The 15,311-nt window shown below is 42.3% G+C and carries 10 protein-coding genes; 5 read left to right on the top strand and 5 right to left on the bottom strand.

Annotated features, from left to right (window positions below; all coding sequences use genetic code 11):
* Positions 1–83: 83 nt before the first annotated feature.
* Positions 84–3,290, top strand: a complete 3,207-nt coding sequence (locus tag ACT7WV_RS23915; RefSeq protein ID WP_445105268.1) for a tetratricopeptide repeat protein — start codon at positions 84–86, stop codon at positions 3,288–3,290.
* 309 nt (positions 3,291–3,599) lie between these two features.
* Here ACT7WV_RS23915 and ACT7WV_RS23910 read toward each other — a convergent pair whose 3' ends face one another.
* Positions 3,600–4,130, bottom strand: coding sequence for an Hsp20/alpha crystallin family protein (locus ACT7WV_RS23910; RefSeq protein WP_445105267.1), 531 nt, complete (start codon positions 4,128–4,130; stop codon positions 3,600–3,602).
* 428 nt (positions 4,131–4,558) lie between these two features.
* Here ACT7WV_RS23910 and treZ point away from each other — a divergent pair, with 428 nt between their 5' ends.
* The 4 genes from treZ (at position 4,559) to ACT7WV_RS23890 (ending at position 11,646) form a co-directional block, all read left to right on the top strand.
* A complete protein-coding gene (gene treZ / locus ACT7WV_RS23905; protein ID WP_445105266.1) occupies positions 4,559–6,391 on the top strand; it encodes a malto-oligosyltrehalose trehalohydrolase in 1,833 nt (610 codons plus the stop codon).
* 71 nt (positions 6,392–6,462) lie between these two features.
* Positions 6,463–9,252, top strand: a complete 2,790-nt coding sequence (treY, locus tag ACT7WV_RS23900) for a malto-oligosyltrehalose synthase (RefSeq protein ID WP_445105265.1) — start codon at positions 6,463–6,465, stop codon at positions 9,250–9,252.
* 97 nt (positions 9,253–9,349) lie between these two features.
* Positions 9,350–9,967, top strand: a complete 618-nt coding sequence (locus ACT7WV_RS23895; protein WP_445105264.1) for an NUDIX hydrolase — start codon at positions 9,350–9,352, stop codon at positions 9,965–9,967.
* A gap of 152 nt (positions 9,968–10,119) precedes the next feature.
* Entirely contained in the window at positions 10,120–11,646 is a 1,527-nt protein-coding gene (locus tag ACT7WV_RS23890; protein ID WP_445105263.1) for a trehalase family glycosidase, read from the top strand.
* Between the two features lie 132 nt (positions 11,647–11,778).
* Here the strand turns inward: ACT7WV_RS23890 and ACT7WV_RS23885 are convergent, their stop codons facing one another.
* The 4 genes from ACT7WV_RS23885 to ACT7WV_RS23870 form a co-directional block, all read right to left on the bottom strand.
* Complete coding sequence (locus ACT7WV_RS23885; protein ID WP_445105262.1) at positions 11,779–12,066, bottom strand: hypothetical protein; 288 nt, start codon at positions 12,064–12,066, stop codon at positions 11,779–11,781.
* 374 nt (positions 12,067–12,440) lie between these two features.
* A complete protein-coding gene (locus tag ACT7WV_RS23880) occupies positions 12,441–13,457 on the bottom strand; it encodes a hypothetical protein (protein ID WP_445105261.1) in 1,017 nt (338 codons plus the stop codon).
* A gap of 58 nt (positions 13,458–13,515) precedes the next feature.
* Complete coding sequence (locus ACT7WV_RS23875) at positions 13,516–14,757, bottom strand: IS701 family transposase (RefSeq protein WP_445101212.1); 1,242 nt, start codon at positions 14,755–14,757, stop codon at positions 13,516–13,518.
* 91 nt (positions 14,758–14,848) lie between these two features.
* Complete coding sequence (locus tag ACT7WV_RS23870; protein WP_445105260.1) at positions 14,849–15,271, bottom strand: hypothetical protein; 423 nt, start codon at positions 15,269–15,271, stop codon at positions 14,849–14,851.
* Positions 15,272–15,311 lie beyond the last annotated feature (40 nt).

The following is a 15,311-nucleotide window of genomic DNA, read 5'->3' as shown; positions in this document are numbered from 1 at the left end:
TTGGATGTTATCGCACTCATAGCCCCACATCCTACCATTTCAGATTGTGCATAGAATCAGACTAAGGTCTAAGTGGTATCGGGATGAGTATCAACAAAAAAACGGGTAAAGGGCGCTCATCAAAGTCTGAGAAAAATCATTCCCTAGAATTATTTACAGGCAGGCATGAGTTGGCTCGCTTATTTGCCGAATACCTTAACAGTGAACAACCTCTAGAAAAGATACTCTTCTTTTACGGCGACGGCGGTAACGGAAAATCTTTGTTGTTGAGGTTCCTACGAACTAAATGCTGTAAGCGCTTCCGTCAGGAAAGGTGGCAGCAAATTAATTCACAACCCGACGCTGAAGTTGTAGACTATATCACAAAATCTACTGAAAGAGGAGAATTCCTACAGGTAGTCTCTGTATTGCACGATTTTGGTCAGCAACCCAGAGGTGACGACCAACCCCAAGACCCTTTCTATGGATTGCTGATGCTACGGCGAAACTTGGCAAATGCCGCTAAGTCGTTGGGTTATCGCTTGCGTTTTCCACTCTATGACTTTGCCTGCGTTTGGTATCTTCACCAGCAGGGCAAACTCACTCGCGAACGAATTAGGGAAATCTTTCCCCAGGAAGAATTAGAGCTACTTAACGAACTGGTGGAACTAATTTCTGGTTTGCCTGGGGTTGGTCTAGCTAAAGCAGTCTTGGGCATTTTTAGTAGATGCTTAAGTCAGGGGTTCACCGTCCTCCAACGGAAATGGCTGCTCAACGAAGAGGAAGTCAAGGCGATTCAGGCGATGGAACCTAACTCGGAGTTAATTGACGAGCTACCACGGCTGTTTGCTGCCGATTTAAACGAGGCGATGAAGCAAGTAGAAGCACCGCCCAGAATTGTCCTATTTTTTGATACCCACGAAGCTTTTTGGGGCCAAGAGCGCCATCTCACTGGTCAGATGCGTTTTCAACGGGATGAATGGCTGCGCTACTTATTAGGGGAAGTGGAACTCTCCGCAGGGATTGTCGCCGTGGTGACGGGACGAGAGGAACCCCGTTGGCACGAAGCTAGTCGTTTTAGCATTCCCAAGGAATTTATCGAAACTAAGCTAGTCTGGCATCTGCCGACAGCAGATGCTGAAGTCTATCTCAAGCGGGCGGGAATTGAGGAAGAAAAGCTACGTCAGGGCTTAGTTACTTACGCCAGTGTGGGGCCAGACCAAGTACATCCCTTTTATCTGGGTCTATGTACTGACGTGGTTTGGCAAGCCCAAGAACGGGGGGAAAACCTGACGCCAGCAGATTTTAGAAGCGCAGTGGGCGAAGACAAGAAGCCGAAAGAACTGATCGAACGCCTGTTGAGGTATGTCAAACGAGATATTGAGTATGCAGTTCATGCCCTTAGTGCTTGTCGGGCTTTTGATTACCAACTGTATAGTGAACTGGGTCAGGCTTTAGACTTTGATGCCTCAAGACCAGACTTTGACATGCTCACAGAATTTTCCTTCGTCTGGCAAGATGAGCGGCAAAGGCAAAATTGGTATCGCATTCACGACTTATTACGCCGCTTGGATTACGAAATTAGTAATCCCAAAACTCGTCAAGCCCACACTATGTTGGAGGAGTACTATCGGGAGCGAGGAGATATTGCCGAAGCAATTTATCATGCCAACCACTTAGATTGGGAGCAAGGCGTGGATGAATGGATTGAGATCTTCGAGCAGGCATTGCAATTGAGCCGCTATGACCAATGCCGCGCCCTGCTAGAAATCAGAAATGAGCTGTTGATTGAGAGCGACTTTTACTTAGGCAGTGTCTCACAGTTTGAGGGTGATTATTTTGCCCACTTGGCCCGACATACAGAAGCTAGACAGAAATATTTAGAAGCAATTGCCAGTTATGATCAAGCTCTCGCTATTGCTCCCGATGACAGCGAAGTCCTCAACAACAAGGGAAATGCCTTGCAAAGTCTAGGAGATTTGCAAATTCTGCGGGCACAACACCCCCAGGCAGTAGAGTCTTATACAGAAGCGATCGCTGCTTATAATAACGCTTTAAACCTGGCTCCAGACTATATTTATGCTCTCAACAACAAGGGAACCGCACTGCAACGCTTGGGAGACTTGCAGACTAGACTGGCACAATACCCACAGGCCTTAGAATGCTACCTAGAGGCGATCGCTTCCTACAATCGCTCCCTTGCCATTGCCCCGGAATGCAACGAAGTGTTCAACAATAAGGGTATCGGACTACAAAAGCTAGGACACCTGCAAACCAAGCTAGCACAGCATTCACAAGCCCTACAGTCCTACCAAGAAGCAATTACTACCTATGACCAGGCCCTAAATTTTGCCCCAGATTATACCTATGCCCTCAACAACAAAGCCATAGCGCTGCAAAGACTGGGAGACTTACAAACTAGGCTGGCACAACCTCAAGATGCCTTAGATTCCTATATTGCAGCGATTTCTACCTACAATATTGCCCTCAAGTTAGCCCCAGATTATATCTATGCCCTCAATAATAAAGGACTAGCCTTACAAAGGCTGGGGGACTTGGAAACCAAGCTGGGACAACACCCACAGGCATTACATGCGTACAGTGGCGCGATCGCTACCCACAATATTGCCCTGAAACTTGCCCCAGATGATATCTCTGCCCTTAACAACAAAGCCATTGCCCTGCAAAGACTAGGAGGCTTGCAAAGTAAACTTTCAGAACCACAAGATGCCCTAGACTGCTATCAAGAAGCGATCGCTACCTATGATAGTGCTCTCAAGCTTGCCCCAGATTACATTTATGCTCTCAACAACAAAGGTATAGCCCTACAAAAACTCGGATACCTACAGACGGAACTAACACGATATCCCCAGGCGTTGGAATCTTACCAAGAAGCAATCACTGCCTACGATAGTGCTCTGCTCCTTGCTCCAGATGATATCTACGCTCTCAACAATAAGGGAACCGCACTACAGCGTCTAGGTTATTTGCGCATCAAAATGTCGCAACATCCAGAGGCATTAAAATCTTACCAAGAAGCGATCGCTACTTACAATAGCTCTCTGACCCTCGCCCCGGATGATGTTTGTGCTCTTAACAATAAGGGCAGCGTACTCTCCTGTATGGGGGACTTGCAGAATGAATTATCTCAAACTCAGGAGGCACTAGAGAGTTGGCAAGCAGCACTGGCAGCTTTTTCGCGCTGTTTGGAAATTGCCCCAGGTGATGATCATATTCGCAAGCTTAGAGATCAGCTGCAAGAGTTTATCAAAAATATCGATAGTAAGATCGAAGAGGTCTATCCCAGCTAAGTAGGGAAACAACATTGAAATTAAACAACGGCTTCAAAAACGGTAGCTTCTCGAACTCCTCTGAGAGTTTTAGCCTAGATTAACAGGAGAGGTTTCATTTGTTTTCTCCTTGATAACTTAGCTGTATTAAAATAACCTGAATAGTGACCTCAGCTAGCATAAATCAACATAATTTTGTTGGAGGTTGCCAAGGCTAAATCAGACGAAAATAGCAATTCATCTCCCTTGATACTCTGCCATTTGAAGGAAGATGAATTGCCAAAATAAGTAATTAAGCGTCCAGCCTGCTACCTATCAAATAAAACTGTTTTATACGGCAACAGGTTCAGCAGTTTGGGATTCCCAAACATCGTCGGTTTCAGTATTAGCAACTGACTCCTTAGATACTGGTGTTGTCAAAGTAGAGTCTGTTAGCTTAACCTTAACTACGCGATTTTTCGCCGCTTCTACCTTGGGTAGCGTCAGTGTCAGGATACCATTAGTGAAGTCGGCTTTTACCTGATTATTTTGCACGGCTACTGGTAGAGTAATTCCTCGCCGGAACTTGCCGTAACGGAACTCAGAGTGAAAGATACCCTTCTGTTGGGCTGGCTTCTTGTAGTGATACTCACCAGAAATTACTACAGCTTCACGAGTTACACGAACATCAAGGTCTTTACCTTCAATACCAGGAATTTCTGCTCGCAAAATTAGATTATCATCTGTCGTTTGCATTTCAATGGCAGGCTGCCAAGTCGTTGGCGGTTGGTAATGCAAATCTGTCGCTTCATCAAACATTTTATCCAGGTGACGGCGGATAATTTCCCTATCTTGGAATGGTTGCCAATGAATAATTGCCATGTCCAGGTTACCTACCTTTACTGTTTTTTGTGGATCACTTTTGATTTACACTCCCTATGATGTTGGAAATACGGCTTAGAGTCAGTAGGGGAAACCGGATTTTTGTGGGGGGATTTACCAGCCTTGTTAAAATACTCTGGCAGATAATCCAGTGAAGTTACCTCTGAGAAACTTGACCAAGAGGTAAGATTCTCCTCCAATAGAGAGATACTCTTACTACCTGTGGTGAGAGATAATTTCCGTTAAACTTCCAATTCTCTTACTCTATCCAGAAAAGGGGCTTGAAGCAGCAGGTTATTTTTGGGTCTTGCTAAAAGTATTTACTGTAGAGAAGAGTAGTACTTGCTCAAACCAATTTTGTGATTTTGGTAACTTCTTCCCAGTAAAGCTTCCCGATTAATTCCCAGTAAAGGAAACTAAAAATAAAAGTGAAAATTGGTTCTAATTATCTTGGTAACGGTTGCTGTACATTTACTCTATGGGCACCTTTTCTCCGAGAGGTAGCTGTGCAAATTGTTTCTCCTCAAAAGCGCCTAATCCCGATGGAACCTCAGGGGAAAGGTTACTGGAAAGCCAAAAGTCAAGATATTTATCCAGGAACGCTCTATTTCTACCAACTGAACGGGGATATACTCAGACCAGATCCCGCCTCTGAGTCTCAACCACATGGGGTACATCAGGCTTCTGAGGTGATCAATCACAGCAAGATGAACTGGAATGATGCTGGGTGGCTTGGTGTACCCCTAGAATCAATGATTATCTATGAATTACACGTCGGCACTTTTACTCCAGAAGGAACCTTTGCAGCAATTATTCCCCGACTGAGTGAATTATACGAATTGGGGGTGAATGCGATTGAAATTATGCCAGTTGCCCAGTTTCCTGGCGATCGCAACTGGGGCTATGATGGCGTTTATCCCTATGCTGTACAGACTTCCTACGGTGGCCCTGAAGGCTTTAAACAACTAATTGATGCTGCTCATCAGCAGGGAATAGCAATTATTCTCGATGTAGTTTATAACCACTTTGGACCCGAGGGAAACTATACCAGTGAGTACGCACCTTACTTTACGGAAACTTATAATACTCCCTGGGGCAGCGCGATTAACTATGATGATGCCCACAGTGACGGCGTTCGCAACTATTTTATTGAAAATGCTCTCCACTGGCTGCAAAATTATCATATTGATGCCCTCCGTTTAGATGCAATCCATGCAATTTACGACCTGGGAGCCAAGCATATTTTACAAGAAATGGCAGAAGAATTTGCCGCTGTTGGCAATTATCTAGGTCGGCAAGTTTACTTAATAGCTGAAAGTGATTTAAATGATGTTCGAGTAATTCGCAATAGCCAGCAGGGGGGTTACGGCATAGATGCTCAGTGGAGTGATGATTTTCACCATTGCATTCATGCCTTACTGACCAAAGAACAGCGCGGTTATTATCGAGACTTTGGCACCTCTGAACAATTAGTCAAAGCTTATCAAGAAAGCTTTGTTTACTCTTGGCAATATTCATTTTTCCGTCAAAGAAACCACGGTAGTGATGCTAGCCATGACTCTGGTGATAAGTTCGTCGTTTGTCTTCAAAATCACGACCAGATTGGTAATCGTGTGCTAGGTGAGCGTTTATCAAATCTTGTATCGTTTGCTGCATTGAAATTGGCCGCTGGCGCACTGTTGTTGACGCCTAACATACCCCTGATATTTATGGGAGAAGAGTACGGAGAAGAATCCCCCTTCCTCTACTTTGTCAATCATACAGATCCAGATTTAGTTGAAGCTGTAAGAAAAGGTAGAAAAAAAGAGTTTGCGGCTTTTCATCTAGAAGGTGAATACTTAGATCCCCAAAATCCTGACACTTTACTTAAATCCAAGCTGCACTGGGAAAAACGACAAGAAGGTAAACACAAAGTACTGCGAAAGTTCTACCAGCAATTGATTAAATTGCGTCGGACTATTCCGGCTCTGAAGAACCTCAGTAAACAAAATCTCAATGCTTACTGCCTTGAGCAAGATAAGCTAATTTTCTTACATCGCTGGAGTGATCATAGTCAAGTTTTCTGCCTCATGAACTTTAATGACCAAGATGTCAGTTTTACGGCAACACTTCCTGAAGAAAACTGGCAGAAAATCTTGGATTCTGCTGATGCTAAGTGGATGGGTTCTGGTGTTACACTACCGGCCAATATTCTGTCGCAACAAGTGCTGACAATTAACGCCCACAGTTTAGCTGTATACCAAACAGGAATAACTATCTGACTCCTCAATTCTTGAGAAAAAAATCAACCACGTAAGAAAAACTACACCTAGTTAAAAAGACTAATTTGATTATGCAGATTCCTACAGCTACTTATCGGATTCAATTTCATACAAATTTTGATTTTAAAGCGGCAAAAAGTATTGTTGCTTATCTTCAAGAATTAGGGATTTCTGACATTTATGCTTCACCAATATTTAAAGCTAGAGAGGGAAGTACCCACGGCTATGATATTGTTGACCCTACTCAGCTTAATCCTGAATTAGGTACAGAGGAAGATTTTGAAGCATTAGTGAGCGAAATCAAGCACCGGAATATGGGATGGTTGCAAGATATTGTTCCTAACCACATGGCCTATGATGGTCAGAATAAGTTCTTGATAGACGTTTTAGAGAACGGTCCAGATTCTGATTTTTTCGACTATTTTGATATTGCCTGGAATCAACCTTACGAAGATATTAATAGGCGCGTGCTTGCCCCTTTATTGGGAAATTTTTACGGTGATTGTCTAGAAAGTGGCGAAATTGAGCTTAGATATGACCAGTTTGGATTAAGCATCAATTACTATAATTTGAAACTACCAGTACGTATCGAATCTTATGTTAGCTTCATTACTCAAAACTTAGGACAACTCACCAAAAAACTCGGCAAAGAACATCCAGATTTTGTCAAATTGCTTGGTGTACTGTACGTCCTCAAAAACATTCCTTCAGAAGTGAAAGGCAGGGAAAGATACGATCAGATTGCTTTCGCTAAGGGGCTTCTTTGGGAGCTTTACACACAAAATTCTGATGTTCAGGAGTTTATTGATCATAATATCGAGTTTTTTAATGGAGAAAAAGGTACACCAGAAAGTTTTAATTTTCTCGATAGCTTACTGACAGAACAATTTTATCGGCTGGCTTTTTGGAAAGTTGGTGCAGAAGAAATTAACTACCGCCGTTTCTTCACTGTCAATGAGTTAATTTCTTTGAAAGTTGAAGAAGTCAAAGTATTTCACAAAACTCACAGTCTGATTAGTCAGCTAGTAGAAGAAGGCAAAATTACTGGCTTAAGAATAGACCATATTGATGGTCTATATGACCCAAGTGAGTATTTGTCAAGGTTGAGGGAAAAAATGGGGGATGTTTATCTTACTGTTGAGAAAATTTTAGAGCTACAAGAGCAGTTACCTACAACCTGGCCCATTCAAGGAACAAGCGGTTATGATTTCTTAAACTACGTTAACGGTATATTTTGTTGCTGCCAAAATGAGCAACCGCTCAGAGATACTTATGTGGAGTTTACCAAATTAGATGAATTCTACGAAGAGCTAGTTAAACAGAAGAAACTACTAATTATCAATAATAATCTGGCTGGAGACTTAGAAAATCTTGCTCAAATTCTCAAAAGATTAGCGGGGCACACGAGGCTGAGCAGCGACTTTACCCTATATGGACTAAAAAGAGCGCTAGTAGCAGTATTAGCTCTCTTTCCAGTCTACCGTACCTATATCAGTCCTAGGGGAATTAGCGATGCCGATCGTTACTATGTTTGGGAAGTAATTGCCAAAGCTAAAGAACAAGAACCCCGGCTGTTAAAAGAACTAGATTACATTCAAAAAATACTTCTGGGTGACGTTGAAGAATATCTAACTAAGGAACAAAAAGAGGAGCTACTCCATTTTGTGATGAGGCTTCAGCAGTTAACTGGGCCGTTGATGGCAAAAGGTGTTGAAGACACGCTTTTATACGTTTATAACCAACTTTTATCTTTAAATGAAGTGGGTGGTAATCCTAGCCACTTTGGCATAAGTTTAGCTGTCTTTCATGATTTTAATCAAAGGAGAAGTGAGCATTGGCAATACTCAATCAACGCCACGGCAACTCACGACACTAAACGAGGTGAAGATGTCCGAGCCAGGTTAAACGTGATTTCAGAAATACCGGAAGAATGGGAACGACAGGTAAAGACTTGGAGTGAAATCAATCGTGAGAAAAAGACAATAATTAATGGCAAGGCAGTTCCCGATGCTAATGATGAATACTTCCTCTACCAGACTTTAGTTGGCACTTTTCCGTTTGCAGAAAATGAACTCAACCACTTTACTAAAAGGATTAAAGATTATGTAATTAAGGCAGTCAGAGAAGCTAAGGTACATACGGCATGGCTACGCCACGATGCTGATTATGAAGAGGGATATCTGAGTTTTGTTGAGTCAGCCTTAGAACCTAGCGAAACTAATCAGTTTCTCAAAGAATTTATGCCTTTCCAGAAGTTAGTGTCTCACTACGGCAGGTATAACTCTCTTGCTCAAACTCTATTGAAGAATACAGCACCTGGTATACCTGATTTATACCAAGGAACTGAATTATGGGATTTAAGTATGGTAGATCCAGATAATCGCCGCCCTGTTGATTATGAGCTGCGAACTACCTGGTTACAGGACATCAAAACAAAAATAGAAACAGATAGTTTACAGCTAATTGATGAATTATTAAGCGCTCAAGAAAATGGTAAAATTAAGCTGTTTCTAACTTATAAACTCTTACAGGCAAGAAAAGATAACCTAGTATTGTTTCAGCAAGGAAATTATCAACCTTTGGAAGTTATTGGCAAGTTCAAAGATAATCTTGTCGCTTTCGCTAGACGCACTCAGGAAAAGACGGCAATTACGATCGCCCCGAGATTCTTCACTAGTTTAATCAAGCCTGGAGAACTTCCTTTAGGGGAGCAAGTGTGGCACGATACTCGGATTAAACTCTCACCAGAAATGCCGTCGGTTTGGAAAAATTCATTAACTTCTCAGATAATTCAAGGGGATGGCATTCTGCAAATTGGTGAAGTCTTGAAGCACTTTCCAGTAGCCCTGTTGATCAACTGAAGTCATCCATATACTATGTAGGCAACAACACTCGTCTACAGGTACACTGTCTGTTATGCTCGGTTGAGAGATTACTCTTGTCAAGCCGGAGCAAGTTATGGAGCCAAAGTGGCTGGAATGGGCAAAAAAACTGCAAGCGATCGCTCAAAATGGTCTTACTTATGCAGAAAGTCCCTTTGATACCGATCGCTATAATTCGGTACGTGAGATTGCCGCTCAAATTCTAGCTACTTACTCCGAAGAAGAATTGCCACCAATTCTCAATTTATTCGCTGGAGAACTCGGATATGCCACCCCTAAGATTGATGTTCGAGGCGCAGTATTTAAAGATAATAAAATCTTACTGGTTAAAGAACGAACAGATGGTTTTTGGGCTCTACCCGGAGGTTGGGCAGATGTAGGTGAAAGCGCTGCTGAATCAGTGGTGCGAGAAGTCTACGAAGAATCGGGTTTCCAGACACGCGCTGTCAAATTATTAGCCGTATACGACAGAAATAAACATCCCCATCCACCAATGCCTTACCATGCCTACAAACTATTTTTTCAATGTGAGTTATTGGGGGGTTCACCAGTAGACAGTATCGAGACAACTGAAGCATCATTTTTCGCAGCAGATGCCATTCCAGAATTATCTACTTCCCGAGTTACATCATCCCAAATTAGCCAAATGTTTGAGTATGTTCGACATCCAGATTGGCCAACGGACTTTGATTGAAAACTTAAAGTAGTCTCAGTAATAACTAACTAAAAAATAAAAACTATCAATCTGGATTTTTAACTAAGTTTAAAGGTGAACTTAGTTAATCTTTACCTCTTGAGCAACAATAAATAGCAATTTTCGGGTCTACTATAAGCTAAGAACAAACTGTGACCAATCAATCGATACTTTCTAGCCAAGAATTTCCCTCAAAAGCACAAATTCAGGCAGTTAGAGCCTACATTAAACAAAGTTGGCAGACACTGACTCGCTCTCACGAGCATATCCTTGAAGCCGCCCGTGATCCAAAAATTGACCACATTCCAGGAACCCCTTGCCTTATATACATCTCACCCCAAGAAGATCGTTCAAGTATTGAACAATCCTTACAAAAAGTAATTAGTCCCGAAGAATTTAAGCAAATCGAAATTCGCACTTTGCCTGCCGAATTCGAGCAAATTCAAGAACACGGTTTACTCTATCTACCCCACACTTATGTCGTTCCTGGAGGACGCTTTAACGAAATGTATGGCTGGGATAGCTATTACATTCAGTTGGGGCTATTGCGGGATGGGGAAATGCAGCTAGCCCAAAACATGGTAGAGCAGTTGGTCTACGAAGTTGAACAGTACGGAACCATACTCAATGCCAATCGTACTTACATGCTGGGGCGATCGCAACCTCCGGTGCTGACTCTGATGATTTTGGCACTGTTTAAGTACACCCAAGATCAGCAGTGGTTGCAATCTATGCTGCCAGCAGTAGAAAGTTATTATTACTACTGGGCACTACCGCCTCACCTCAATCAGGGAACTGGACTTTCGCGCTATTTCGCCTTCGGTGAAGGGCCAGCACCAGAGGTACTTTTTGATGAACGGGACGAACAAGGCAGAACCCACTACGACCGCATCAAAGAATATTACCGCCGATTTGAAGTTAATGCTTATGACGTCAGTTTATATTACGACCCAGCCAGCGACCAGCTAACTGATTTGTTTTATAAAGGCGATCGCTCAATGCGGGAGTCAGGTTTTGACCCCTCCAACCGCTTTGGCCCTTTTAATATTGACATCATCCACTATGCGCCTGTTTGCCTCAACGTTCTACTTTACCAAATGGAACAAGACACAGCGCAGATTTACGAAATTTTAGGCCACCACGATATTGCTCAGCAGTGGCGCGATCGCGCTTTACACCGCCATCAAAGAATCGACCAATCCTTGTGGGATGAGGAGTCTGGACTGTATTTTGACTACAACTTTCGGACAGGGGAACGTCGCCAGTATGAATACGCCACCACCTTCTATCCATTATGGGCAGGCATCGCCTCAGAAGCACAGGCTAAGAGAGTTTGGCAAAATTTGGAACAATTTGAGGCACCAGGGGGAATACTTACCAGCACCCATGTCAGTGGGAATCAATGGGATGCGCCTTTTGGTTGGGCCCCTCTCAATCTGTTTGCGATTCAAGGATTAGATCGCTACGGTTACCATCAAGACGCCCAACGTCTAGCACAAAAGTTTATCTCCATGCTGGTTAAAGAGTTTGAGAAACACGGCACTTTGGTGGAAAAGTATGACGTTTGTGCTTGTTCTTCAGATGTTTCAGATGAGATTTTCTTTGGCTATAGTTCCAATGAAATTGGCTTTGGTTGGACGAATGGAGTATTTTTAGAACTGTTGGCAATGTTGGAATGACTTTGCTGAGTTGCCAATTAAGAGAGGTAGGTACAGACTACTGCATCAGAAAGCCTGACTAACTTCCCATTTATAGAAGTACAGTATGTTGTAATCCCACCAATCTTAGTTCCCAAAATTATTCCTATCCGCTTACTCTAGCAAGTCAAAATTATTAGCGATCGCTTCGTGAATAATTTGTTTCACCTGGCTTACCGTTTCAGGAACACCATCTTCAAGTACCGCTTTCCAAGCATGACCAGACCTAACATGAGTTACCATCAATACTGGTTCATCCTGAATTTCCCAACCTTGAAATTCCTCCATTGAAGACAAGTTCGGTTCAGCATCATCCTCCGGGAGATGAGTATAACTAAAGCCTCGTTCTTCTAAGACAAGGGCTACAGCTTGGTCTTGCGGAGATAGTTCTGTTGGTATCATGGCTATCTGCTTAATCCTACTTGGTAAATACTTCTATACTGGTGCGTCTGACCCCATAGCCTAGATTACTAGCTAAATACCCTCAGCATCCGTTTCATAATGCTGATTTAAGCTATAGCAATCCTGGATACCGACAGGCCACTATTGATTAGAGACAGAACTCATTGCCGTAAGTCTTGGCTGTATGCGATTGCCATCTGTAGTTAATAGACCTCTTGCATAAATGCGAAATCCAACCTCTCAATGTATTGATTTGGCGTTGTAAAAATGGACTTTTGCAAGAGGTCTAATGAGGATTCTCGGTGACTCTTCTACAGGATATCTTGTAAATACCTCAGCGCGCAGCGCTGTAGCAAGAATTAAAACGATGTCGTCTAATCTGACACTTCCTGCTGAGGCTCAAGTTGTGCTTGCGAAGTTCTTCTTACCCAAGGGGTAAACCGACTAGGATGAACACATTCAGCACCATTCAGTTCGTCTTTAAGGTTACTAGCGAAGACCTCAAAAATCTCAACCAGAGCTTGGCGATCGGTTAAGCAACCTTGAAGAGCAATAAGTTGTTCGATAGTCCAATTATAAAGTTGGGTATCACCCTGTTCAATACGAAAATATAACTGACTCTCAAACTGTCCTAAACGGGCGTAAAAGTTCTCCACCTCAGCTTTGATTGACTGCATATCAATGTAGAACTGCTGTTTTTTGATATCTGATAAAATCGTCGTTTTGAGAGACTCCGTGAAGTTTTGGTTAATCTCATTGTTAACGAGCATAGATACTTCATTGCGGAAGTTGACAATTTTATTGTCTAAGTTGACATTGATGCGATTATCAAGCTCGTTGATGACATTATTAACGACTAACTGAACATTGTTATTGGTAGATTGGTTAACGACAGACTTGATGCGTTGATTGAAATCAGCTTCAATTTGTTGGACTACCAGGCTCTTAATGTTTTGGGTTTGATTAGCGATTTTAAGGTTAACTACCGCATCAATACGCTTATCAATGTTGATTTGGATCTGCTGAACCACTTGAGTGGTAATGTTTCGGGCTTGATTAGCAATTTTGATGTTAACTGCATTGTCAATCCGTTCCTCAATATAGGTTTGCATTTGCTGAATCACAAGATTATTGACATCCTGGGTGTGATCAGAAATTTTCAGGGTGACGACATTATCAATACGCTGATCGATGTCAAATTGTATCTGCTGAGTTACTTGATTGCTGATCTGTTGAGATTGATTAGCAATTTTGACATTAACCACATTCTCAATGCGCTGGTCAATGTCATCTGACATTTGGTTAATGACTTGAGTGTTAATCTGTTGAGATTGATTAACAATTTTGGTATTAACGACGTTTTCAATGCGTTGCTCCAGTTCTGTTTGCATTTGCTGAACGACTGAAGTCTTAATCTCTTGAGCTTGATTAGTGGGACTTAGACAGATTTCAAGCCCAAACAAAGCCCAAAGCAGCTTTGTGAGCAAAGAATACGTCCCGATTGTGGTTCAACCACTCCATAAAACGGAAAGACATCGCTGTCCGAAACGCCTCTAATGCTTCAGTAAAGGTGTTTAAAGGTTTCGATGCCCAACGCCGTCTTAATCCTCCGGTTAAAGTGTGCCATAAAATAAATGTATAGGCACAAAACACAAGCATGAAATGTCTTATCAGGCTTCTATAATCTCTGACTTGATATTCAGATAAACCCAACCAGCCTTTGGCTTCCCGATAGAAAACTTCTACCCAATTTCTTTGAGAGTAGGTAGTTACTATCCAATCGGCTGTGGCTTTTGTTGATTCAACATTGGTAATAAAATAGTCAACATCACTAGCTTGGTCGAAGGTTGAGGCATTCATGACGATAGCAATTGTTCTCTTTCCTTCAAGCTGTGAGAGTTCAACTTCTACAGGAGCCACCCAAACGGTTTTCAGTTTATCTAGATTGATTTGAACAGGGGTAAAATCTTTTGGCGACAAGGATTCGGCTAACTTATCTAGGCGAATCTCTTCTCGTTGACTTATCCCTATTTCAATTATCACCTTACGGTTTTTGGCTAATCCTCCTATATACTTGAGTTTCCTTTTTTCCAGTTCCAGCAAAAACGTTGTGTTATTTCCATACCCAGCATCAATTAATACGATACCCGGTCGATATCCTCTGTTCATGCTGCGGTCAATTAATGCTAAGCCTAACTCCGGCTTTTTCTGGAATTCAATATCTTTTTTTCCTTCAGCTAAAGAACTAGCGTGTTGAGATAACTCTATATCTAACGGTAGGCTTTTTTTCCCATCATATAGATGAGTTGTTACCACTACTATTCCGTTGTCTGTCTTCCCGATTTCTCCAATGTACTGTCGTCCTACTCCCGCCGTGAAATTGCCACTTTTCCTATGTCCTGAGTCATCTACAATTAACGTGAATCCTCTACTTATTCGGGTTGGGCTACACTGATTCATCACCAGTAGACGCCGCTCATTTACCTGTTGAGCATTCCAGGGGGCTTCCGTTAAAAAATGATGTAATCGGTGGTAAGTCACTCCCACCGCGTTATCCGCCATTTGAGACAGGTTTTTTCCTTCACTTTCCCCTAATAATCCCCCAATATAGTTCCTAAACTCCCTTTTTTGCGCTTGATGTCTCCAGACATCATCAAAGCGTTTGCACCATCTATCGAAGCAAGGAGGCATGGCGGCGGGGGTTGTCTCTTTCCTGTCTTACACTCTAATGTCAAATGGCTGCCATGCCTAAATTATACCTTTATTAACTCTTTATTTTCGTTTAAGTCCCGTTAGTGAGTTTCAGATTAACTGCAGACTCAACACGCTCATTGAGTTCTGTTTGTATCTGTTGAATTACTAAGTTTTTAACTTCTTGGGTTTGTTCAGCAATTGCTAGATTAACCTGATCACTAACTATTCTGGGAACTCTAGCAATAAACAAGTCATTGAGATTCTTGTTAAAGTAATTAGACCAACCTTGGAAGCTTTGGTTAAAATTTACCTCCATTTGTTGTGTAAGAGTCTTCAGCATGAACTCAAGCCGTGCTACCTGCATGGCAAGTGTCTTAGCTTTGCTTTGATAGCCTTTGAGTATCGAGTTTTCAAGACTTTCCCAGTAGGCTTGTTTATTTTCGTCTTTTTGAGCCGTTACGTTTACTGAGCTTTCGATATTGGTAGCCATCTCTTGCCACATTTGCTCCATCTGATCTTGATCGAAACTGAAGCTGAAATCATTAGACCTC

Source organism: Symploca atlantica LB2515 (genome assembly GCF_052546295.1).
This window is presented reverse-complemented; position numbering and strand designations above follow the sequence as displayed.